Source organism: Colwellia sp. 6M3 (assembly GCF_014077595.1).
Taxonomy (GTDB): Bacteria; Pseudomonadota; Gammaproteobacteria; order Enterobacterales; family Alteromonadaceae; genus Cognaticolwellia.
Genome location: NZ_JACGWF010000023.1, coordinates 1 through 24,202 on the forward strand (window position 1 = coordinate 1; position 24,202 = coordinate 24,202).

General features: G+C 35.9%; 23 protein-coding genes. 10 read left to right on the plus strand and 13 right to left on the minus strand.

The annotated features are described in order from the left end of the window. The 5 genes from H4J50_RS07060 to H4J50_RS07080 form a co-directional block, all read right to left on the minus strand. On the minus strand, positions 1-185 hold a 185-nt coding region (locus H4J50_RS07060; RefSeq protein ID WP_182255331.1), incomplete at its 3' end, for a hypothetical protein. A gap of 674 nt (positions 186-859) precedes the next feature. After that, positions 860-1,792, minus strand: a complete 933-nt coding sequence (locus tag H4J50_RS07065; RefSeq protein ID WP_182255333.1) for a bifunctional diguanylate cyclase/phosphodiesterase — start codon at positions 1,790-1,792, stop codon at positions 860-862. Positions 1,793-1,911: 119 nt separating this feature from the next. Beyond that, positions 1,912-2,676 carry a transporter substrate-binding domain-containing protein gene (locus H4J50_RS07070; RefSeq protein ID WP_182255335.1) on the minus strand — a complete coding sequence of 255 codons (765 nt, stop codon included), beginning with the start codon at positions 2,674-2,676 and terminating at the stop codon, positions 1,912-1,914. 506 nt (positions 2,677-3,182) lie between these two features. Further along, complete coding sequence (locus H4J50_RS07075; protein ID WP_182255337.1) at positions 3,183-4,874, minus strand: DUF5666 domain-containing protein; 1,692 nt, start codon at positions 4,872-4,874, stop codon at positions 3,183-3,185. A gap of 328 nt (positions 4,875-5,202) precedes the next feature. Beyond that, positions 5,203-5,922: a cytochrome b/b6 domain-containing protein gene (locus tag H4J50_RS07080; protein ID WP_182255339.1), complete on the minus strand. Its 720-nt coding sequence runs from the start codon at positions 5,920-5,922 to the stop codon at positions 5,203-5,205. Between the two features lie 282 nt (positions 5,923-6,204). Between H4J50_RS07080 and H4J50_RS07085 the strand changes: the two genes are divergently transcribed. From H4J50_RS07085 to H4J50_RS07095, 3 genes are all read left to right on the plus strand, one after another. Further along, positions 6,205-7,440 (plus strand): TMEM143 family protein, encoded by a 1,236-nt coding sequence (locus H4J50_RS07085; RefSeq protein ID WP_108454570.1) that lies wholly within the window; start codon positions 6,205-6,207, stop codon positions 7,438-7,440. A gap of 457 nt (positions 7,441-7,897) precedes the next feature. Then, positions 7,898-8,944 (plus strand): CNNM domain-containing protein, encoded by a 1,047-nt coding sequence (locus H4J50_RS19850; protein WP_182255341.1) that lies wholly within the window; start codon positions 7,898-7,900, stop codon positions 8,942-8,944. Between the two features lie 150 nt (positions 8,945-9,094). After that, a complete protein-coding gene (locus H4J50_RS07095) occupies positions 9,095-9,622 on the plus strand; it encodes a hypothetical protein (RefSeq protein ID WP_182255343.1) in 528 nt (175 codons plus the stop codon). Positions 9,623-9,742: 120 nt separating this feature from the next. On the opposite strand, the gene H4J50_RS07100 is transcribed toward H4J50_RS07095, so the two are convergent. From H4J50_RS07100 to H4J50_RS07115, 4 genes are all read right to left on the minus strand, one after another. Beyond that, entirely contained in the window at positions 9,743-10,084 is a 342-nt protein-coding gene (locus H4J50_RS07100; protein ID WP_108454572.1) for a hypothetical protein, read from the minus strand. A gap of 278 nt (positions 10,085-10,362) precedes the next feature. After that, complete coding sequence (locus H4J50_RS07105) at positions 10,363-12,003, minus strand: methyl-accepting chemotaxis protein (protein ID WP_182255345.1); 1,641 nt, start codon at positions 12,001-12,003, stop codon at positions 10,363-10,365. A gap of 119 nt (positions 12,004-12,122) precedes the next feature. Beyond that, positions 12,123-12,779, minus strand: coding sequence for an alpha/beta fold hydrolase (locus H4J50_RS07110; RefSeq protein WP_310733257.1), 657 nt, complete (start codon positions 12,777-12,779; stop codon positions 12,123-12,125). A gap of 114 nt (positions 12,780-12,893) precedes the next feature. After that, the gene (locus H4J50_RS07115; RefSeq protein ID WP_182255347.1) at positions 12,894-13,793 is read right to left on the minus strand and encodes an endonuclease/exonuclease/phosphatase family protein; all 900 of its coding nucleotides are present in this window, start codon (positions 13,791-13,793) and stop codon (positions 12,894-12,896) included. 301 nt (positions 13,794-14,094) lie between these two features. On the opposite strand from H4J50_RS07115, the gene H4J50_RS07120 reads away from it, so the two are divergent. From H4J50_RS07120 to H4J50_RS07130, 3 genes are read left to right on the plus strand one after another with little or no spacing between them, the layout of a single operon-like run. Next, positions 14,095-14,703 carry an energy transducer TonB gene (locus tag H4J50_RS07120; protein ID WP_182255349.1) on the plus strand — a complete coding sequence of 203 codons (609 nt, stop codon included), beginning with the start codon at positions 14,095-14,097 and terminating at the stop codon, positions 14,701-14,703. A 9-nt stretch (positions 14,704-14,712) separates the two neighbouring features. Next, on the plus strand, positions 14,713-15,279 hold the full coding sequence (locus H4J50_RS07125; RefSeq protein ID WP_182255350.1) for a sigma-70 family RNA polymerase sigma factor: 567 nt from the start codon (positions 14,713-14,715) through the stop codon (positions 15,277-15,279). Next, on the plus strand, positions 15,276-15,986 hold the full coding sequence (locus H4J50_RS07130) for a TonB family protein (protein ID WP_182255351.1): 711 nt from the start codon (positions 15,276-15,278) through the stop codon (positions 15,984-15,986). The genes H4J50_RS07125 and H4J50_RS07130 overlap by 4 nt, the downstream gene beginning before the upstream one ends. Positions 15,987-16,079: 93 nt before the next feature. On the opposite strand, the gene H4J50_RS07135 is transcribed toward H4J50_RS07130, so the two are convergent. Both H4J50_RS07135 and H4J50_RS07140 read right to left on the minus strand, forming a co-directional pair. After that, positions 16,080-16,796, minus strand: coding sequence for a PepSY domain-containing protein (locus H4J50_RS07135; protein ID WP_220466123.1), 717 nt, complete (start codon positions 16,794-16,796; stop codon positions 16,080-16,082). Next, complete coding sequence (locus tag H4J50_RS07140) at positions 16,793-17,644, minus strand: PepSY domain-containing protein (protein ID WP_259366190.1); 852 nt, start codon at positions 17,642-17,644, stop codon at positions 16,793-16,795. Before H4J50_RS07140 ends, H4J50_RS07135 begins: the two co-directional genes overlap by 4 nt. 280 nt (positions 17,645-17,924) lie before the next feature. On the opposite strand from H4J50_RS07140, the gene H4J50_RS07145 reads away from it, so the two are divergent. The 3 genes from H4J50_RS07145 to ahpF all read left to right on the plus strand — a co-directional run bounded on the left by H4J50_RS07145 (position 17,925) and on the right by ahpF (position 21,296). Then, on the plus strand, positions 17,925-18,341 hold the full coding sequence (locus tag H4J50_RS07145) for a hypothetical protein (protein ID WP_108454577.1): 417 nt from the start codon (positions 17,925-17,927) through the stop codon (positions 18,339-18,341). 673 nt (positions 18,342-19,014) lie between these two features. Next, positions 19,015-19,584 carry an alkyl hydroperoxide reductase subunit C gene (ahpC, locus tag H4J50_RS07150; protein WP_182255352.1) on the plus strand — a complete coding sequence of 190 codons (570 nt, stop codon included), beginning with the start codon at positions 19,015-19,017 and terminating at the stop codon, positions 19,582-19,584. A 113-nt stretch (positions 19,585-19,697) separates the two neighbouring features. Then, positions 19,698-21,296: an alkyl hydroperoxide reductase subunit F gene (gene ahpF / locus H4J50_RS07155; RefSeq protein WP_182255353.1), complete on the plus strand. Its 1,599-nt coding sequence runs from the start codon at positions 19,698-19,700 to the stop codon at positions 21,294-21,296. A gap of 147 nt (positions 21,297-21,443) precedes the next feature. Here the strand turns inward: ahpF and oxyR are convergent, their stop codons facing one another. Further along, on the minus strand, positions 21,444-22,343 hold the full coding sequence (oxyR, locus tag H4J50_RS07160; protein WP_182255354.1) for a DNA-binding transcriptional regulator OxyR: 900 nt from the start codon (positions 22,341-22,343) through the stop codon (positions 21,444-21,446). Between the two features lie 290 nt (positions 22,344-22,633). Further along, complete coding sequence (locus tag H4J50_RS07165) at positions 22,634-22,999, minus strand: cupin domain-containing protein (RefSeq protein WP_182255355.1); 366 nt, start codon at positions 22,997-22,999, stop codon at positions 22,634-22,636. A 269-nt stretch (positions 23,000-23,268) separates the two neighbouring features. On the opposite strand from H4J50_RS07165, the gene lexA reads away from it, so the two are divergent. Further along, the gene (lexA, locus tag H4J50_RS07170) at positions 23,269-23,883 is read left to right on the plus strand and encodes a transcriptional repressor LexA (RefSeq protein ID WP_182255356.1); all 615 of its coding nucleotides are present in this window, start codon (positions 23,269-23,271) and stop codon (positions 23,881-23,883) included. Positions 23,884-24,202 lie beyond the last annotated feature (319 nt).

Sequence of the window (24,202 nt, forward strand, 5' to 3'; positions counted from 1 at the left end):
ATATTGAAGTGCTTCACATTAAACCCTTTTTTTTGAGTCTCAATAATGCTGAGCAAAATTTTATCTATATCTTTTATTTTGATCAGCTTTTCATTATCTTCTTCAAACAATAAATACTCTGCATCTAATATTTCATAGGGTATATCCACCAGCTCACATACTTTAAATACACCGGTATTCCTCATGTTCTTTAGCTCCGCATTTATATAATGCGTTGCATCTTCTACACTTACATAATAATTTTTATCATAAGCTTGTGAGTTGCTAACGACAGTTCAGAGCCTAAACCGGCCCTATAGGTTTGTAGTGAATTTTTGTCCTTAATAGGCTCTTAGTTTCACGAAAGGTTAATATCAGCTTATGGCTAGATGTTGTCGTAAATTCTAACAAAATTCTAACGTCCGCTTTGTCGGATCTCCTGTCATAAGCGTGACTGAAGTAAAGGTCTGCTTTGCGCACTTACTTGTCTTTATTTTTGGTGGTTTGTGACGATTGTTATAGTTTTCTCATGATTTTTGATGTGAAAGTTTAAACTGATTTATCCTTATCTAGCTATAGCCCTTAAAACTATCGAACAAGAATTTTTACTTTATTTGAAGATCCACATAACTGTTTTATGTTACTGGACATTAGCAATGAGATTAAGGTGTATTACGTAATAGTCATTAATTTCTAACCACTGCTGATAGGCAGCTAATCCACAGAAGGGGTCATTGATACGTTTAAATTTATAAGCGTACTAACCAACGAGTAGAGGATGATTTTATTTTGGAACGAAGTGGGTGTTTTTTTGAGGCTCTTAATTTAAATAAACTAAAAAGCGATGATAAACGACTCAGGGTTTTCATTACTACCCTGATTAATCTTCAAATAACATGAAACTATATTCAGGATTGTTTTTGGCTTTATACATGGCGCTATCTGCGTTCTTCATTAGCGTTTTTTCGTTGTTACCATGTGCTGGAAACATCGCTATTCCAATACTTGCTGAAATGGTGATGTTATTTTTTTCAATACAGAATGGCTGATTAAGTGCGTTGCAAATCTTTTCTGCAAGTTTGATGGCATCTTCAGTTTGGCTTATCTGAGGAAGTATTATAACAAACTCATCACCACCTAGGCGTGCAACCGTGTCAACTTCTCGGTGAACAATACCTTTAATACGTTGTGCAATCTCTATTAATAATTTATCACCTATACAATGTCCAAAGGTATCATTTACAGGTTTGAACTTGTCTAAATCAAGCATAAGTAAGGCGAGTAACTTTCTGTCTCGTTTACATTGAGCTAACGATTTCTGCAAGTTTTCTGATAATAGACGGCGGTTGGGTAAATTAGTTAAAGGGTCATATAAGGCGAAATGTTCTAATTTATGTTCATATGCTTTTTGTTTAGTAATATCTTCAATAATACCTAAAACAACTTGCTTACCATCAATATCTGTTAATGCAACACCACTGATACTGATCGGATATTTTGTACCATCTTTTCGTATATATTCTTTTTGATTTGGACCAAAACGTCCAGTGGCTTCCAAGTCTTTAAGTTGCTGTTGTTCCTGCGCTTCATATTCTCTTGGCGTAATATCCCAGTAGCTTAAATTAATAAATTCCTGTTTTGCGTAACCTGTAGATTTTAAAATGGAATCGTTTACTTCCAGGAACTTGCCTGTGTTGGCATCAACTACTGCCATACCAACAGGTGATAATTGAAACAGGGTTGAGAATATTTTTTCTGAACGCAGTAGTTTTAGTGCTAGTGCATTGTCTGGACTATCGATCAGCTTTGTCATTTTCAGATGTACTCTATTGATACATTAAGCCATTTTTAAATGAAATTATATAAGTTAAATGATAACTTTTTTAATTTTTGATTCTATTATTTATATTAGTTGAGATATTCCTAAGCGCGTTACTTATTATCGTTAATGCCAAACTGCGCTAGTGCTTGTTGCCATTCGGATGATGATTTTAAAACACCTATTTGCTGCTCTACAAATTCAATTAATTGCGGATTTGATTTTGGCAGTAACACTGAACGTTCAAATGTGGAGGTTGTGTTTTTACTAAAGTAAACCTTGTCTTGAATCTGATGTTTATGGATTAAATATTGCACCGGAATTTCCCCTGAGACAATAAAGTCAATTCGTTTACGTGCAACCATGCCGACACTGTTTTCTAGCGATAAGCTATTGAATGCACTTACTGTGTTGTCTTTGATTAATGCGTCTATTTGATCATCGAAAAAACCTATCACTTGGCTAGTGCTCATACCTGCTACTCGTTCTTTTGCAATGCTTTCTAATTTTTTATCCTGAGAAGATAATATGATATTAGCGTCATTTAGTAGCGGCTGACTCCAATAGTACAGCTGCTTACTGGGATCAAACCATTTATAGGATACAAAAGGCACAATACAATGATCGGTCAATTTTAGCTCTAATAACAAACGAGAACGGGGTAATACTAAAACCTCAAAGCTATATTTGTACTGTGCTTTTTTATTTAAGAAGTCTGTAAAAGTATAGAGCAAAGCTAAACGATCGTTTTCGTCGGTAACGAAAGGCCCAGATAGATACGCAGAACACACGTAGAACTTTTTCGCCAAAGTACTTTGGCTGAACGTCGAGAATAGTACGAGTAGTATGCTTAATTTTATAAACTTGTTAAAAAACATGAGGAAGTATTCCTTATTTACTCAATGTTATAGCTAATAACAATCATAAAATTTATTTAATAATCGGTCATAATCTTATAAAGATAGTACTTACTTTTGAGGTGTGTCAAATTTTAATTGTCAGCTAAAATGCGGCATTCATAAGTTGATAACGGGTTTGTATTATGACTAATAAAGCACACTCAATTACCTTTTAAGTGCCCCAATTGCTAATCCTAAAGCTTACTCATAACAAATTATTCTAGTCTAATAAGTCGTATGTTCATGGTCATATTTTAAGCCGTATCATGCGAAAGTCTTTTTTGTGCGGAGTTGGGAGTAACAAGTATAAGTTAAGGTATAGACGATGTATTTTTCAAAGGTTTAAATTTTGCCATCGAAGTTTGTACTTCTGGCATTTTGTTAGCCGTTTCGATAAGTACTTATGAACTTAATCAAAACGGCTAACACTACTCTTATAACAACTTTAGGTTAAGTTGTGACAGTTATTAACGACGCGATAGGTGTTATTCAAGCTCAATATAGTTCGCGGTAATAACGCCTTGTTGATCTAAAGTGCCTTTAATTTTCAGTTGAGTATCAATTGAGATTGAAGACCAAAACTGTTCAGCTGCAACCCGTACGTCATCGATTTTAAATATTGTTGTTTGACCTACTAAAACTTGATGACCTGAAACAACCAGAGTGCCCTCATTTATCGCTTCAACAATTCCTTTAAACTCTGTACGGTTACTATCATTATCATCATCGTCCTTTTCTTCAATTTCAACGGACAGGGCGACAAAAACACCATCTATCAGTTGGCCTTTTACCTCGACTTGCATATTATTTTCAAGTTGTTCAAAAAATACCTCTTGGTTTACGTCGTCGCCATTTTTCCCTTCAAACTCGGTGTTTGCGTCGGTAATAACCGTTACACCAACAAGGCTAAAGCTAAAGTTTAAAATATTACTTACATGACCTTTTAGTTCTACTTCAGCGTTTTCATCTTCATTTTCACGTTGCATTTTAGTGGCAATATTTTTGCCATCGCTATCAACAAAACCTTTGAGTTCGACAAACTCACCAATGGCTACATCAGCCAAATCAAAGAAGCGTTCGCCGTTATCGGATTCATCTTTCATTTTGGTTTGATTATTAATTTCAAATTCAACACCAAGCACGGTTACTGTGCTTAAGTCTAAATTAATGGCTTCAATAGCGCCTTCAATACTCAAATTTGTCTTTTGTTCAATACGTATTTTTTTCGCCAACAAGCTACCATCAGCGTTGAACTCACCTTTAATTTTAACTCGTACATTGGCCATTAAAGCGCTAGCGTCGCCATATTTAAACTCAGTATTATCATCCAGAATAATGGCAATACCATCTACTTTAAAATTACCTGAAGATTCAAAGTCAGTGATAAAACCTTCTACATGTCGGTTATCTCCTTCTTCATTATTTTCATTTTTTTCTTTAAGCTTTACTTCGCTAACCACTAATACACCAGCATTTAAGGCTGTATATTCACCTTTAACACGAACTTGTTGTCCATCTACTAAGTCAGCCTCAAGAAAGTCTTTAAATATTGCTGAACTATAATCGATAGTTAAACCATTTAGCTCGAATGTTTTATTAACGCTATCTAGTAATGTTATGCGAGCTTGAATTTTTAACTGTGTTTGTTCTGTTTCTTTTTCTATTCGTGTGGCGTATAAAGTGCCATCGGTATGAAAGTAACCACTTATCTCGAGAATATCTCCCGGTATAAGATCAGCTAATAGAAAGTTTTCAAAACTGGTTAAATCGTCAAACACTATGGTTTGGTCAAGTATTGTTATCGTATTTGCGAATAAATCTATACTAGCTATTGGGCCTTTTAATTGTTCGTCATAATGAATAGCATTGGCGTTACCGGTTGTGCCATCTTCGTTTATTTCCCCACTGAGCGTTACAACCATACCTACCTGAAGATCTGATTCGCTTGCGCCACCGTTATCATCTGTTGTTACGGTGGTTGCATCAGTTTCATATTCAACACCATTGATAAATACACTGCCAAAACCGGTGATAACACCTGTCGTTGCCGTTATCGTTGTCGTTGGTTTTGGTGGCGCTGGTGTTGGATCTGCAGGCGCAGTTGCACTTGTAGATGAACCACCACAAGCGGTTAATACTGAAGCTGCTATTAATGATAAAATAAGTTGATTTGACATGTTTAAATCCTCAGAAAATTAATCATATATAAACTATTATTAGTTTTAGTTAGATTGATAATTTAACTTAGGAAGATGACTATGGTATGAGTGTTTTATCCATTATAAACAACATGATAGACTTTCTTCTAGAAAATAGGTATTGATTAAAAATCAATACCTACGATTGTTTTATATTCCATCCGATGATCGGTTAGTGTGTAAAACAATTTATCAATGCAAAAAAACTTTATCAAGAAACACAAAATATAGCTATTAAAATAAACAAGAGGAGCATACTTTTTGTACTGCCTAGGTTTGTTTACGTATTCATGTAAGTTTTATTAAACTAATGCTCATCAGTATTATTTTTTGGCAGATATTTATAACCATTGACCATGGCGGATACTAGGGCACTTTTTTCTCGCCTTTCTGCGATAACTACGCCAATGATATGCAGTGGAATCAGAAATAACAGACAGTAAAAAACATAAACATGTGCAGTGATAAAAGGGTTTCTGATATCTCTCATCGCTTGATAAGCGACCTCATCAACGTTCTCTTTGGAATAAGGCTGTATTGCGGCTAAATTATCTTTATCAATAGCGATGCTTTCAGCAAAATAGTGGCCAAAAGGTGGATAATAAATATCAGTACCCGCAATAACAAGGCCAGAAATCATTTGTGCAGTCATTGTTGCAAGTAAAGCTAATACCATTAACTTACCCGCAGGATTATGTCCTTTGTATGCTTGTTTTTTACCTGCTTTAAATTCAGTAAATTCAGCTTTAAAGCCACTGTTAAAGGGCAGGGTTTTATGCCAACGCTCATAACCTTTACCAACAAAACCAATAATTAAACGAAATATTAAATTACACGCAAACACGTAACCTACAAGCACATGGATTGTTTTTAATAAGACTTTTCCATCGCCGGCAATACCAAATGTTTTACTATGTAGAATCATCGAACCAAGCGCAATGAGTAAGAGAATAGCAACAACATTAATCCAATGAAAAAGCCTAATATTTCGACTCCAAACGAAAACTTGCTCTTTAGTTATTTGCATTTCAACTCCTGCTATCGAATAGGTTCATTATATTGATATTATAGCGTGGCTTTGGGCTAAAATGTAACTTACTGGGGCTGTAAAAAAAATTGTTTTTACGCGTTAAGTTGTTCTATATAATTAAAAAATTGTTTTAATTGGCCAGTTAACCGTATGGTCAGCCAAATTTATTAATCAACCATTTTTGCTTTTAGGTCGAATAGTTAGCATTACATATTCACATTCCAATATAAAACAAATTACCTTACACTCTAACTATCTGACATTAAATGATATTGTGCTATGGCTGCCGATCGGTTTATACCTTATAGAAAACAAGACATTATTGAAATGTGCTTACGAGAGCTTCAATTAGATGATTCAGAATTATCGTTTCGGCAGTTTTCTGATTTGCTATCGAATTCGCTGCATGTTGAATATCATCAAACCTTAGAGTCGTTAAAGAACGACTATGCGCCATTTGATCCTAATGCAGATACTAAGCAGCTTGACCCTTATACAACAGAGCAAAAAGCGGATTGTCAGGCAAGTTTTGCTAATAACTTTGCCAGTGTTTTAAATGCCGCCAACTTTGAAAAAATTACTGAGCAAGACTTACAAGATGCTTTAACAGAAGAATCGTTATTTAAAGTTAGATTAGAGGTTGAATTTGATGACTTCGAACAAGTTGTTTTTTACCGACGAGGCGAGTCGCAATTAACTGAAACTATTACTTCATTATTTGGCCTGCGAAAACAAACGATTAACTTTACTAACTATGATCGCGTAGCAATATTTATAACCTTCAAAGATAAAGCTCATTTTGACGCCAAGAAAAAGACCCTGTTTGGTTTTGAGCCCGGTTCAACCATAGTGAAACTTTTTCAGAATGTTCCTAAAGCCGATCTAGAAATGCTATTTCCGAACAGCGAAGTACGTATGCGCCCCATTGATAAGGCCTTTATCGGTGCTTCGGCAGTAGTAGGTGGTGCTGTAGTGTTAGTGACTAAACTTGGCGCATCCATTTTATTGCTGGCAGCATTAATGGGCTTTTGGATAGGTTGGCGCGAAGAAGCAGTAGAAATGACTCAACAACACTTTATCTCTTTTGCGATTGGCTTAGGGGTATTTGCTGGTTTTATTTTTAAAGAATGGAGTAAATTTAAAAATAGAAAAATTAAATTTATGAAAGCGCTTTCTGACAACCTGTATTTTAAAAACCTTGATAATAACGCGGGTGTTTTTCATACCTTGATTGACGCTGCAGAAGAAGAAGATTTTAAAGAGGCCATTTTAGCTTATAGCTTTTTACTGAACAATAAAGACGGTTTAACTGCTGAAGCCTTAGACGAAAAAATAGAATATTGGTTTAAAGTAAAGTATCAATGTGAGCTTGATTTTGAAATTGTTGATGCCTTAAGTAAGCTTGAGCGAATGGAGTTAGTTGAGCTAAATAATAATGTTTACCAGGCTATTGCTTTAGACGAAGCTAAAATAATATTAGACACACATTGGGATAATATTTTTAATTATGCTTAGTGTTAGTGCTTTATTCCTTTTCATTCATTATAAAACCTTATTAATCGAGCTTTAGGTGTTGCTGAAAATACAATGCCGTTCAATTAACACCTGTGGAAAACATCTTAAGCTTCAAAAGTTTATACAACATTAATATCAATCTATAATTGATGTAAAACGATTAGTAGTTGTTTAACTTTGCTAGTAAGTAACTTTGCATGAAGCCTGCTTCTTTTTTTAAATCCCTTAAAACAGTGTCAGTAAAAAGGGCCATAAATATTTTGGTTTTGATTACAATTAGTTAGGTTTTAGAAATCTGATATGAAGTGGAAAATAATCTTTAGCTATTTTGTACAATTAATTACCTTAATCTTCAAAATATTACCTACAACCTAAGCAGTGCGTTCACCCGATTTTCTTACATTGTGATATGCTATTTATAAGTGATATACATAATTAATAGAGTTGGATTGAATAAGTGACGTTACTTTTTATTTATTTAGCAGTTGCCATTGGCGTATCTTTTTTGTGCTCAGTACTCGAAGCCGTACTATTATCAATAACGCCTAGCTTTGTTGAGCAATTGCAAAATAAAAAACCGAAAAACGGTGCGGTATTAGCAAAAGTCAAAGCGCGATTAGAAGAGTCTCTTGCTAGTATTTTAATTCTTAATACCTTTGCTCATACCATGGGTGCGGCAGGCGTTGGTGCGCAGGCTATTGGTATATTTGGAGAGAAATGGGAAACCTTAATTGCCGTATTACTGACATTGGTTATTTTGTATTTTTCAGAAATTATTCCTAAGACCTTAGGTGCTACTTTTTGGCGCAATTTAGCCATACCTTCTGCTTATGTAATTTCTTGGTTGGTCAGAATAGTTTATCCACTGGTTTGGCTGTCAACTCGGCTCACCCGTTCGTTCAAGCAAGGTAAAGAAAGCGAAATCACACGAGAAGAAATTATCGCTTTAGCGTCGCTAAGCTATAAGGACGGTAGTTTGTTTTCACAAGAAAACGAATATTTATCGAATATCCTTAATTTACGTGAGTTGCGCACAGGAGACGTTTTTACACCAAGAACCGTCGTACACATGTTGCACCAAGATACTACCGTAACTGCCGCACTTGATCATGAGCAAACGCGACAATTTACTCGAATACCTGTTTACGGTAATACCATTGATGATATTACGGGTAAAGTCATTAAAGGTGACTTGTTTGAAGCTGAGCGTAGTGGACACGGTGACCAGCCTATCAGTAAATTTGTTATTCCGTTATCAGCGGTATCTGAAAAACTACCCGTTCAGCAATTACTCGATATGTTCATCAAAAACCATATACATATTTATTCTGTAGAAGATGAGTATGGTCAAACATCGGGCATAGTTACGTTAGAAGATGCCATTGAAACTCTGCTAGGGCGAGAAATTGTTGATGAAAGCGATGCCGTAACCGACATGCAGGCACTTGCACGCGATAAATACCGTGAAAGGTTAAGAGAAGTGAAGCAAAACAATAATGATTAAGTTACCTAATAAGCCGCTTTAATAGCGGTATTTAATGCCTGTTATAGCAATATAAGATGTCCATTTAAAAATATTAAGTTTATTTATTAATAATGTGAACCCAAAGCACATTTTATACGTATGAATCTTCATGTATTAAGGAGTTTTAAAATGCGTACAAAAATTTATATATTTGCTTTATTGTTACTTACCGGTTGTAGTACTCAGTATGCGAATAAAGATATAACCGGACAAATATTTCCCTCTGTTGTAGGTACCACGCTAGAAAAAAAATCAGTATCTATTCCTGGTGATTTTAATGATGACTTAACGTTATTGTTGATTGGTTATAAGCAGAATTCACAATTTGATATTGACCGTTGGTTGATCGCTTTAGATGTTACCGAAACCCAAGTGAAGGTTTATGAAGTGCCCACTATTCAAGGGTTATTTCCGGAAATGTTTAGCACGGTTATTGATAACGGCATGCGAGCTGGAATACCAAAGCCTTTATGGCAAGGTGTGGTAACTATTTATGACGATGGTGAGAAAATCCAGGCTTTTACTGGTAACGAAAATGCATCCAATACCCGTGTGGTATTGTTAAATAAAAATGGTGAAATACTATATTTTTATGATCAAGGTTTTGCCGTAGATGCACTAAATAAATTAAGGATGGCGTTAGTCGAACACCAATAATTATTTATCACTACAACTAGATTACAAAGCCTCCACACAGAATTTAATATAACTTGTGTGGAGGCTTTAAAAATTTAGCTTATCAGTTAGGATAAATTATCGGCATTGAACTTAAGTTGATTATTTATAGGTAAAAGTAACTTTATCCATTTTTGCAATCAAACCTTGTTGCGAAGGTATAAAGGTAACTCGCTCAGTTTTAGCAATAGCATTGCTAAGAATAATTTCTACATCACCTTCCATGATAGTTTGACCATTTTGAAAAGATGCCTGGCTTGATTTAGTTGATAAATTTCCGTCAGTAAAGGCTATTCTAACGTTGCCTGTATACGTATGAAATTTACTGTCAGGTGAGATTTTTTGTGATTTTGCGGTTATTTCCATTTCATTTGCTATTGAAATATTAGAAAAAACACCAGATAAAACAAAGGTTGATAGCACTAATTCTTTAAATAATTTCATCTTGATTCCCCTACCTAGATTCATTAAATACTGCTAAAGCTCACAGACACCTTACTAAATTTTTAACACATTGACATGGTTAATTTTCAACATTCATAATAACTTCACAATCGACATTTCGTTGATTAGCTTACGGCGCTTATTCTCAAAGTGCTTGCGATAATTTATTCTGCTAAATTATTTATTTTGCCCTAAGCGTAAATAAATTTTTAAACTTCAGGTTTATTTTAAGACCTAAGTTTAGCGTTATATTTTGCGAGTATCCTTAGCTTTAATTTTTAACCTAGTTGAGCGGTAAAGCCAATTCTAAAGCCGCCCCAGTGTTTACCATTAACATAAATGGGCGCTGAAACATCATGCATTACTTCTCCAGTATCACGTTTGTAAGTTTGTAATAGAAATCTACTCGTGTGCTGACCACAACGAATACCGGTACTATCGTCAAATATTCGTTTAGTACGATTGTTGATAGTATCGGTTGTGATATTACCCGTTAATGGCTTGGAAAAGCACAGATTATGAGTAGGGAAATAACCATTAATATCAACGGCACCTGCATAAATAATATCAGGATTGTTTTGTAAAATTGGCTCTTGAATAGCGGGTAAGTATTTGTCGGTTATGCGATCAAAACTGCTGTGATATTTTTGCGGAGAGGTGTCGGCAATTTCATGATAATTAAAATTAAATAGGTCTTTCTGACTGATCACCTCAGCTTTAATTTTATCACTAAACATTTCTCCTACTTGTTGGGCAGCGATTTGAGCTTGCTGACAAAACTTTTCAATATGGGAGCCGGTTTTAAACTGAGCGAGTTCAATAAATATTGATTCTGTACTCTGGCAAAGTTCTGCAGCTTTATCTGAAACGATGTGAGTTTCTTTACTTTTTTTGACTAAAAAATTATGTAAATTTGTGATCGCTACAGAAATTTCATTACTCGTTGTATTATGTTCTTGAAGTGCCGTACTAATATGATTGCTGGCGTCAGAAGACTCTTTCATTTGTTGATTTACATCGCTTAATGAAGTCGCTAGTGGTCCCATGCTCTTTACAATGCGATGACTTTGTTCCACTACTTGCGCCATAACATGCGTTGTTTGTGAGGTTTCTTCGTTAATTTGATTCAACATGGTACCAATTTTTTCAGTCGCTTCAGCCGTTTTTGAAGCCAGTGCTCTTACCTCATCAGCCACGACAGCAAATCCTCGGCCTTGTTCACCAGCGCGAGCTGCTTCAATAGCTGCGTTTAAAGCTAATAAGTTAGTTTGCCCAGAAATGCCATCGATAACATTGGTGATATTTTGAATTTCAGCAGCGCTTTGAGACAGTGATTTTATTTTCTCTGCCGCATTGTTCACGTCAGCATTTAATTGATTAATGACTTCGACATTATCATTAAGCTGCTTTGAACCTGCCGAAGCTTCGGTCATTGCTTGGCTTGATTGTTGCGATGCAATAATAGAGTTTTCGTTCATGACTTTAATGCTAACCGACATTTGATGCGCTGAACTTGCAAGGCGCTCAACATCTTCACTAGATAATTCAATAGCATTACTGAGTTGTTCAAGAAAATAGCCTACTTCAGCAGAGTTAATTGCGAGTTTACTGGCTTTGTTGTCAATGTTTTTCCCTGCAAGGCGTGTTTTATTTGTTTGTTCAAGAAGGGTGTTTTGCAGGGAGTCGTTTGCTGAAATATCTAACTCTAAGCTTGCTATAAGCATTTGTTGTTGTGCTTTTAAGCTTTTTTTAATAGCAAAATTTATACAGGTTAGAAAAACAATAAAAGTCGCTATTAGTATAATAACAAGTTGCCAATTAATGCTCTCGGTAAGTTTAGCTAGTGAGAACACTAGAAGCGTGATTAAGCAGGAGCTTATTAACGCTAATAAAGTGGTTAGATGTCGAGATGTAAACATGTTATTCACCGCATATTATTAAATATATACCTTATTATAGTCTTAAGATAATAATTGCCGTTGCCAATAGCAATTATACTTTAATCTAAGGTTAATTATTATAGATGCAGTGGGGTTTGCTAATGTTCAAACTTACCTTGTTGAAGGTAATGAATAACTTGCTCTATAACCGCGTCATTACGCATCATAAAAACATGTGTAGTCGGCATTTCAATATGATCATTCATGCCGTCAATTTTAGTGCTTTCTACTGAAACTTTTCCATCATCAGTATCAGGAATAAGAGATGATAGTATTAAGTTTATACTTTGTGTGCCGGCGATTATGCCAACATCAAAGTTGGCTTTGCCTAATTGATTTGGCACGCTCAATGCGCCAGTACCTAACTGCATGCCAGCATCACCATTGACCAAGTGAAACCCAGGTATATTTCCTAGCTTATCAACAATTTCAGTGCCCTTATTTGGTGGGCCTAGCATCACCACTTTATTCAAGTGTTTAACGGTATGATTACTTAAAAATTGACGAACTAAAATACCGCCCATTGAATGAGTTACAAAACTTACAGACATACCTTGGCATTGTGTTAATGCATCTGAAATGGTTTTTTCTGCCAGTAATTCAATAGAATATGAGCGAGAAGGGTAGTCAATGTTCAGTACTTTATAACCTTGCTCTGTTAGGCGCTCTGCCATTTTATCCATTGAATGCGCTGAACGGGCTAAACCATGTAATAGAATTACACATTCATTCGCAGGATTAATTTTATCGTTCACTGGTGGTTCCAACTTAATGGTCAGTAACTTGAGCAAAAAGTAGCTACATAACCGAGGTAAAATTTAAATTTAACAAAACCAATATTAGCAATAATGTTGGTTTTGTTAGATAGCTTAAAGTGCTAACTGTATTGAAATAGGGCAATGGTCGCTAAGTGTTTGACTCAGTTCACGAGTGTATTTTTGTTCGAATACTAACTGATCAAATGAATTTTCAACATAACGAGCTTTTGCTTTTGGATCAAAAATTATATGGTCGATATAATCTTTGTAATAACCACCCCAACATTTTGACTCTGCGTTAATCGTAGGTGCCCAAAGTGCCTCTGCGCCTTCGTCATTAATGGTTTGCCATAAACCTTGTATTTCGCTGTAATTTAATGAAATATCTTTGACAAAACGACGATTAAAATCACCTAATAAGATAAATGGAACGCCTTCTTTAGCGCGAGCGTCAACCCAAGCTTCTAACGGTATAGCTTGCTTAGCAAGTTCAGCACAGGCTGTTTTTGCATAGACTTCTTTTTCATTAGTGTTTGGCATGCTAGCAATGCTAGTTTGATCTAATGCTTTATCAAAACAGCCAGATTTCATATGTACAGCTAATAAGCGTACGCTTTTACCGTTCTTAGTTAATGTAACGTCCATGCCTCTGCGTGCAAGACCTTGATCAAGTTCTCGATACTCAACCGCTGTAGCTTTATAGCCACTGCTTTTTCTTACGGCAACGCCAACACGTTGAACCCAATCTTTAGTGGTAAAAAAATAGTCGTATTCATCACCAAATACTTTTGCGGCCCACTTTGCGCTTTCTACTTCTTGCAATGCGATAACATCAGCATCTAATTCACGTGCATAACGTGCTAATTTTTGATAATCGGTATCTTTGCGTTGATTATATTCATGAGAGCCTAACCAGGCGATATTCCATGAGGCTACTTTTAACGTTTCAGCAAAGGTTGCCGTGCTTAAAATAGTTAGTATTACTGCAAACAGGCTAATTAATTTTGTCATGTCATTATTCTAAAATATACATTGGGCAGCTATAGTAACCGTTGGTTAACCAAATTCAAATTAACAGTTTAAAAAAATTGTAATATTATTTTACATTGCTAATTAATATTGAATTCTTAGCTTTTAGCCAATCGTCAGTCCGCTTGATTTTTATACCTTTTGAATTTATTTTATTTAATTTAACCCCATTACTTCTTGTTCATCGTTTTACTAGTAAGTCAGGAGTTGGCCGCTGGCTTTGCGTGTGTACACACCTCTTTAATTTACATTAATTTTAGTCATAAAATATTGAGGAAAAACGATGAAAAAAATAATAACGATTACAACTCTAGCGGTAGCAACTACCTTTGGTTTATTTGCTTTTATGGCATATTTAGTAAGTAACGATCAGGTATTACCCCCTGAAGTGGTGCCTAATTTAATTGTTGAATTGGCGCAATTACCTGACGAGCGCCCGGCTGAAATTAAGCCAGTATTTAAGAATGATCCACCCCCAACACCTAAACCTATGCCAAAAACTTTTGAACCAGTGGTAGAAACAAGTGTTATAGGTGATTATCATTACGATACTCAAGGGATTAAAATCGCAAGCTCTGCGCCTAACCTACTATTAGGTAATAATACTCGTGATAATGATGCTCGACCTATTGTGCGAATTAATCCTAAATATCCAACGGGTGCTGCCAGAGAGGGGATAGAAGGTTGGGTTAAATTACGTTTTGATATTAACGCGCTAGGTGGAGTGACCAATATTGAGGTTATTGACGCTGAACCGAAGCGGGTATTTAATCAAGCAGCTAAACAAGCGTTAAAAAAATGGAAGTATCGGGCCAAGTCAGAAGCTGGAGAAACAGTTACTCAGCAAGGTTTAACCGTGCAGTTAACGTTTAATATGGAACAACAAAGTTAGGGAAATAATTTGCAGTTACCTTCGATGATAAAGGGGTGGTATAACCCAAACGCTAGTCCTGAAGTGTTACTGACAAACTATAGGGCAACCGGTAAAAATAAATACCTTTCTTTACTGGTTGCTCAATTTAATTTGTCGCTATATCACTATGTCTTGAGCCAATCTAATAAAGAAATAGCGGAAGATATTGTACAAACTACATGGCTAAAGGTGATGCAGACTCAACAACAAAATAGCGTACAAACCAATGTGAAAAGTTGGATTTTTACCATTGCTCGCAATAGCTTAATTGATGAATTTCGTCGTCAAAAAAAGTGGAAAATTCAGTTGTTAGATGAAAATAAAATGCTTACGGTAAACCTTGAAAAATCAATACAGAGTGCTGACAGATTAACACAATTTAATGCTGCTCTTGAGCAATTACCCTTTTTACAAAGGGAGGCTTTTATCTTTCAACAAGAAGGTTTTTCAGTATCAGACATATCAACGTTAACCAATGATAGCTTTGAAACAATTAAAAGCCGTTTACGCTATGCCCGCAATAATTTAAGTCATTTGCTAGGAAGCCAATCATGAGTACCGATAATTTTGATAATGAGCTTTCGAGACTTTATCAACAAAGAAAAAATCAAACCCAAGTGACCGATATTACTCTAGATTTAGACAAAGGTATTAAGTTAAAGCGCTCGCCTTGGCATGTTGTCGCTATATTTTTAATGGGAGGTGCGGCGTCTTTTGGCATAATGGCTATTGTTACCCATTTTTCAAAGCCAGCTGTACATGGCATTAGTGAGCAATATATTCAGCATACTGTTCGCATCGTTGAATTAGGTGAAGTTATATCTCAAGAGCAAGGTTTAACTATCGTTAATCCGGAGTTGCCTCCTCAACCGTCGAGTTTATCACCAAAAAACTCACAAAACCGTCATGTTAGCCTAGATGAAATTGTATTGTTAAAGCCACAATTACCCGTTCAAAAAGCACTAAAAAATTCGCTTAAAGTACCAAAAATCAACGCCCAGTTAATTGACATAAGACCCATTCATCGTGTGATGCCCGAATACCCTAAGTCGGCGCTGCATGCGCGAAAATTTGGTACAGTTAAGCTTCAATATCGCATTTCAAATGAAGGTAAAGCAGTCGATATTACTAGCTTGAATAAGCAAGTTGATCGTGTGTTAGAACGCTCAGCTAAAAAGGCATTAACACAATGGCGCTACCCTTTAGAAAGCAGCAGTGACCAGCTACGAGAAGTTGAATTTGAATTTAATTTGCCACAGTAACGGGTTTGTTTAGTGGCAAATAGGCATTGTTGTTCAATTATTCGAGTTTATCCGGCTACATAGCATGAATGTTTAGCGAAAATTCATGCTATGTCAGCGTTTTATACGATACTGGCCTTTGCGAAGCAAATGTATCGTCCATAGTAACCCCGAAAGCGTTAGCCACAGTGTGACAAAAGCGAATAAAATAATTTGAATTGTGTTGAAGTTACCGGCGCTACCATAATCCATAAAATGCAGCATAAAGAAAAAATCGGCAAAGCGTTTGTTGCTATTGCTGTGGCCAATAATGCGTCCTGAGCCTTGTTCAACGTAAACACTGGTCTCTAGGTTATCATCAAAATTTATTTGCCAACTTGGGTTTTTATCCTTCAGGAAGTCTTCATTCGGAGGGATGATTAAGTTGACTGAGCCAATGCTACCAGGTCCAGAATAACTTGCTTGAGCAATCGTTGTTGCGAGCTGTTTATCAACTATTGTGAGTTGGCCCGTGATGGCATTAACAATATGGTATCGATTGGTGAAATGACGATATAAACCTTGTTGTTGAGTTAGCAGGTAATAAGGTTGTGAGAGAATAGTGGCTTGATTAAGTTCAATCGTTTCAGGGTAAGCTTTGAGTATACGTTCAACGGGCAACAAGTCTGTGTTTGTTGTTGATGGCGCTGCTATCGCTTGGCGATAAGTATTACCGCGTGCTTTTTCACGATCAATTACATTAAATGTTAAGCCACTGATTACCCAAATAAGTACTTGCAAACCGATGAGTAATGAAGCCCATTTATGGATTTTTCTTATCCAAATAATCATCGATTATCTCCATTTGGCAATTGATTCTCTCGTTGCTTGTCTAGCTGATTATATCGCTGATTTTTTTTGCGCTTATTACCGCGCTTATTGCGGGAATTTATGATCGGTTTAATGACTTTAAAATATGTCAGCATTAAGCCACTTAGCGCAGCTAACAGTGCAAAAGAAGCTATAAAAAATAATAACCAATTACTGGTATCTTCATCATCGCCATAATCCATAATATGAAAACGGAACATCCAATCAAATAGATACCAAAACTGGTGACGCTTGCTAACAACTTTACCGTTATTGGCTGAAATATAAAGTGTTGGCGAGGTAAAGTGATCAAATTCAACCTCCCATACCGGTAAGTGTCGAGCACTGAGTCCAAATGATGGATTTGATGAAATTAGCACTGTATGAGTAATGTTGTCATTGCCAGAATAGTTATGTTTGGCTATAGCCATTGCTCTGGATTGATTTAAAGGTGATAACGTTTCGCCTGTTTTAGCATCGACAATATATTGTTGTTTGGCGATGTTAAAGCGATAAACTTCACGGTCAACTAATAAGCCAACACTCAAATTTTTTGCTTTCGGGTATTGCTGAAATAGTTTTTCTGTTGGGTAGGTTAAATTTTCAGGCTTTATGCTATTTTGATGAGATATGACCAAACTATTACCGTGAATATAGTCGATATCAAAAAACACCATATAGGCGCCAGTAACCGACCATATTACAAATTGCGCGCCAATTAATAACATTAACCACCGATGAACTTTATGGCTGATATTAAAAAGCTTTAAACGCTTTTTTCTGGTGGCTTTAGTGTTAGTGTTTTTCGTATTAATGGTGCCGTTCTCCAAGAATTACTTTCATAAGCATTCATCTGTAATATTTGTGCTGCAATACTAGCGCTATCACTTAGCTAATTCTTCACAAGCTATATTTAAAATACAGCCAATCATAATAGCGGAGTAGCTTATATGCTTTTTTCAAAAAATTCAGCTAAATCTACCCGCGAATAGTTTAGAAAGTTAGTTATGATATTGATATAGTTACTTTGTCATTGCCAGAAAAATCAAATTAAAGCGGTAGTGTTCATCATTTTCCTACCCACTCATTATCATAAAGGTGACAATCATCATGGATATTATGAATGAAGCTCTGCCCATTTCTATTAACGTAAGTGATGCTCTAGCTGCCGAAATAAAAAATATATTATCTATTAGCAATAAGTTATCAGCACAATTAAATTTTCATACAATGACAGCAAATTGGTATGGAGAAGAAGAGAATGTTTTGTCGATTAATTTTTATCTTGTATCTTTTGTCGAACTTAATAATTTAGCCAAAAATATTGATAAAGCTGATGTTGATAAACTTGCTGACGATGTGTTACTCAGCTCAATACAACGTGTATTAGATTGTCATGTTGCTATTACTGATACAGAGTTAGTATTAATAGAAAAACAACCTAAGCTATTGTCGGGGTATCTGGCTAAAAAGCTTACAAAAGTACTTAACTTAATTGCCGATAGACAGGGGTTTGTGCATATATAGTGCTATGGCAATGTAATTTTTATGCATCAAAAATCAATAAAAGACCTAAAAACTATAATTAAGTTATATTAATTTAAAATAAAATTGAACTAAACCTGAATATGATGCTCTGACTTAATAAGAGATTCTCCCCTCGATTTTGTTTTTATTAGTGTTTTATATTGTTGTTTTATATTAGTGTTTTTATATTGTTATACGCTCCTCACATGAGGGGCGTTTTTTTTGCCAGCGAAAAAGTTCTTCATGGGTGTAGCACTTATATCTAAAACAAGCATGACATTTTATTTTTATCCTAATTGAACTAATTTTAATTAAGTTACTCTGACTTAATAAGAGATTCTCCCCTCGGTTTTGTTTTATTAGTGTTTATGTTTTTATTATACGCTCCTCATTTGAGGGGCGTTTTTTTTGTTTAAATTTTAAGTCAATCTGATCTAATCGGCATAAAGCATTTTGAGCAACACCTTTTATTCAATGTAATGTCCGAGAACTATTAATGCTTTCAAATCTATAAAATATAACGTTAACCGCGGCCACACCTATAACTTTTTCTATGCTCATAGGTTTTACCTATCAATATGATAAATTCAAACGATTGTTCCTATTTAAAATATCGACGTATCATTCTCCCAACTTAACAAGCACTCATATTTTTAAACAAGTGGAGATACAAATGTACCAATCAATTATCAATTCAACTATTCAACCATTTAACGCAACAGCATTTAGTAAAGGCGAATTCGTAGAAGTGTCAGAAGCTGACGTAGCAGGTAAATGGGCAGTATTTTTCTTCTACCCTGCTGATTTTACTTTTGTATGTCCTACAGAGTTAGGCGATATGGCTGACCATTATGCACAGTTACAAGAAATGGGCGTTGAAGTTTACTCAGTATCAACTGATACACACTTTACACACAAAGCGTGGCACGGAAGTTCAGACACCATTGGTAAAATTCAATATCCAATGATCGGCGACCCAACGGGTAAAATTACTCGCAATTTTGGTGTCATGATCGAAGATGATGGTTTAGCACTTCGCGGTACCTTTGTTGTTAACCCTGAAGGCGAAATAAAAATTGCTGAAATACATGATTTAGGTATAGGTCGTTCTGCAAAAGAATTAGTACGTAAAATTCAAGCAGCACAATATGTAGCTGACCATGACGGTGAAGTTTGTCCAGCAGCTTGGCAGCCAGGTGCAGAAACATTAACACCATCTTTAGACTTAGTAGGCAAAATTTAAACTAAGACAAATATTGCCGCGATTGAAAATGTATATCGCGGCAACGTTTACACCCAAGTATTAAAATTAAAGAACCTTGAATCCTATTCATCATCTTTCTCGAAGGAATAACCATGTTAGATACAAACTTAAAGCAACAACTAACAACCTATTTGCAAAATTTAACATCGGCTGTTGAATTGTCAGTATTTTTAGGTGACGACGTAAAATCAAAAGAATTAAATGCCTTGGTGGCAGAAATTGCACAAATGTCAGCATTAGTAACGGTTGTTGAAGCTGATGCAAGTAACGAACGCGTGCCATCAATGTTAGTAAAGTCAGTTAAAACAGGCGGCGAAATGCGTTTTGCCGGAGTACCTATGGGGCATGAATTCACTTCATTAGTACTAGCCTTGTTGCACAGCGGCGGCCATCCAATAAAACTTGATAAAGCGGTTATTGAGCAAGTGGCAGCACTAGAAGGCAACTATAGCTTTGAAACCTACATCTCTTTAAGCTGCCAAAATTGTCCTGATGTAGTGCAAGCTTTGAATATGATGGCAGCAATTAATCCACAAATTCAACATGTGATGGTGGATGGCGCTTTATTCCAAGAAGAAGTGTACAAGCGCGATATTTTATCGGTTCCTGCCGTATATCTAAATGGAAAAGCATTTGGACAAGGTCGAATGACAGTAGCCGAAATTTTAAATAAAGTAGATACCAATGCGGGTGCGAGACAGGCAAAAACTATAAACAATAAAGCAGCTTTTGACTTATTAGTGATTGGTGGCGGACCTGCAGGCGCAGCATCAGCAATATATAGTGCACGTAAAGGTATTCGCACGGGTATAGTTGCCGATAAATTTGGTGGCCAAGTGCAAGACACTATGGCAATTGAGAACTTTATATCAGTCAGTGCGACTGAAGGTCCAAAGTTAGTCGCGAGTTTAGAGGCGCATGTTAACGACTACGATGTTGATATTATGAATAATCAGCGAGTGAAAAACATTATTGAAAGCGATGTTGAAGGTGGCTTAATTACTGTGGAACTAGAAAATGGTGCCACCTTACAAACACGTTCTACCATAATTGCCACAGGGGCAAGATGGAGAGAAATGAACGTAACTGGCGAGCAGGAATATCGTGGTAAAGGCGTGGCTTATTGTCCTCATTGTGATGGTCCTTTGTTCAAAGGTAAATCAGTTGCGGTGATCGGCGGCGGAAATTCAGGTATAGAGGCGGCAATTGATCTAGCCGGACTTGTTGAACACGTAACGGTATTAGAGTTTGATAGTAAATTACGTGCTGATGCAATATTGCAAAATAAAGCACGTTCGATGTCGAATATTGACATCATTGTTAATGCTCAAACCACGGAAGTATTAGGTAATGGCAAGCATGTTACTGGGCTAAACTACCTTAATCGTGCCACCAATGTGCAAGAAACCATAGAACTTGCCGGTATATTTGTTCAAATTGGTTTGGTACCTAATTCTCAATTTTTAAAAGGTAGCGTTGATTTAACCGAGCGTGGCGAAGTTATTATTAATCAAAAGGGTGAAACTAATCTCGCAGGTGTTTATGCCGCTGGCGATGTAACTAACACACCTTTTAAACAAATTATTATTGCCATGGGAAGTGGCGCAACAGCTGCGTTAGGTGCATTTGATTACTTAATAAGAACACCAAATCCACTTGAAGATAAAGGTATTAACGACGTTGCCGCATAGACTTGGGTAGCTTTAGTTATAAAAACGCTATTGTGATAAGCAATAGCGTTTTTTGTTGTCTAGCTTTTAGCTAGCGAGTGATCACATAAAACTTATGCTCAAAAATTGTTAAATAAAATTATTAAGCAAAGCCTATAAATAAAAATATTAATCCAATAAGCCCTTTACGGCAGTGCTAATATGACTCACAACGGCTCTAACACTCTCCATTCTTGCGTAGCCAGTTCGGCAAAGTAATACAATTTCGCGCATAGGCTGTGGATGTTGAAACGGAATATAATGTATATGTTTTTGTGGTGCATAATTCATAGTCGCAAGCTGCGGCATTAATGTAATTCCCATATTACTTGCCACCATGTAACGTAAAGTTTCAAGGCTGGTGGCTCGAAAACTATGATCTTCTTCAGCCCCAGCACTAAAACAATAACCCATAGCTTGGTCTCTTAAACAATGCCCATCTTCTAAAGTAAGAATTTTTTGATTGTGCAAATCATCAAACGTTACAGTAGATCTGTTAGCGAGTGGATGTGATGCAGACGTTGTCATGACTAAAGGCTCAGTAAATAAATCATATCGTTCAAAACGTGCCATTTCTGGTAGCCAAGGCAAAATTAAAATATCGAGCTTGCCTGTTTCCAACTGTTGTAATAAATCTTGGGTTCTATTTTCATGAAGATAGAAGTTTATTTTTGTTAGGTTACTGTTCAAGGTCGGCATAATATGCGGCAGTATATAAGGCGCTAGCGTGGGAATTAAACCTATGTGCAAATCACCCGAAAGGGGATCTAATAAAGCTTTAGCCGCTTCTTCAAAGTTATTTGCTGCGTTCAGTACTTGCTGGGCTTGTTGAACGAGTTTTTCGCCTGCCGGCGTTAGCATTACGTTACGAGGTTGTCGCTCAATTAGCGTTAACTTAAGTCGTTGTTCTAACTTCTGAATTTGCCCACTTAAGGTAGGCTGGCTTACAAAGCAAGCCTCTGCTGCATGTCCAAAGTGCTTGTATTGCGCGATAGCTGTTAAGTATTCGAGATCTCGTATTTTTATCATTGTTAAAATCTATGGCAATAAGAAATTTAATAGTTAATAGATTTTAACTTAAGCACATAGCTTTGGCTACATTGCACTAAATATGTAATGAGCTCAAAGGGCTGTAGCCATTTACTTAAAAAGAGTGAATGCAGAGAAGTAAATTTTCAGTGCAAAATATATTAATTCTTATAATGAGCTTGTTCGTTTTGAATCAACTAAACACCATCATTAGTTTTATCTTGCCTGTTGAAAACCCAAAGATACTCAATTCAATCACTCATTAAAAAACTCATCACCAGCCTGATAAATTATACCCATAAGTTATTTTGAGCGGTGAGGTTAGTGGTTTCATCACCCGTATTAACGACACCTTTGGGCTCTATTATCATAATTTTACATTCTTTATTAGCAACGGGCTTATGTTCAATACCTTTAGGTATTACAAATAATTCGCCCGAGGATAGGGTGACAACACCATCTGGTAATTCGATATTAAGCTCACCTTCAATCACAATAAAAACCTCATCAGTATCAGGGTGGTTATGCCAAACAAACTCACCTTCAACTTTAACTAATTTAAATTGATAATCATTCATTTCAGCGATTACACGAGGGGACCAATGGTCGGAAAATTTAGTAAACTTATCTTTAAAATTAATGACTTTAGATTGCATTTTTACTCCGATGGAATTTAGCACTATGGCAATACTACATTATTCAATAATCTTAAAACCATCAATGCCTGAATTAATCTATTTATCATTGATAAAATTGATTTGTCGATGGCATGTTTAAACAATAAAAAACGCTAACTTTCATTAAAATCAGCTTACTCGCTTATTCATTGAACAATAAGATCTTGCGTTTACTCTAAGCCTGTATACAATAACAGTAATACTGTTTAAAAATACAGGCTTAACCTTCAGTCGCTTAAGGAATATAAATGCGCCCTTTAACACCAAGACAACAGCAGATATTTGATCTGATTAGAGAAAAAATTTCAGATACAGGTATGCCACCAACGCGAGCTGAAATTGCGACTAACTTTGGCTTTAAGTCAGCCAATGCAGCAGAAGAGCATTTAAAAGCATTAGCTAAAAAGGGCTATATAGAAATGCTGCCCGGTACATCACGCGGTATTCGCCTTGCAGAAGAATTTATACAAGAAGATGGATTACCACTTGTAGGGCGAGTTGCAGCAGGAGAGCCTATTTTAGCGCAAGAGCATGTAGAGCAGCACTATAAAATTGATGGCAGTCTATTTCATCCTGCGGCTGATTATTTATTACGTGTTAGCGGCGAAAGTATGAAAAATATAGGTATTTTTGATGGTGACCTATTAGCGGTTCATCAAACAACAGATGTACAAAATGGCCAAGTAATTGTTGCTCGTGTTGAAGATGATGTTACGGTTAAGCGCTTTAAACGTGAAGGCAATGTGGTTTATTTACATGCTGAAAACGACGATTTTTCACCTATTAAAGTAGATTTAACATCTCAACAATTTAATATTGAAGGGTTGGCAGTGGGTGTAATTCGATCGGCCGATTGGATGTAATCACTTATTCATCTACTTTAATTATTTTCTATTCATTTCCCGTAACATTAAGCAGATTTAAACTAAGCGTTTAAATCTGCTTTTGCTTATATTTGGTCATACATTATCCCACTTACTTTTTTAAACTGAGTTATTGTGCTATTCGCTCGTAAAATCGGCTTTATGCAGGTTTTTTATACAGCGCATTGTGTGGCTGATTATTTATTATTCAGTACAAAAAAACATCTCAGAACAAAAAACAAACATTCTACATACCCTTTTAAAAATGGACGCTTCGCTTAGTTTAGGGTTAATACTCTATTGTATTTATTGGTTTTTA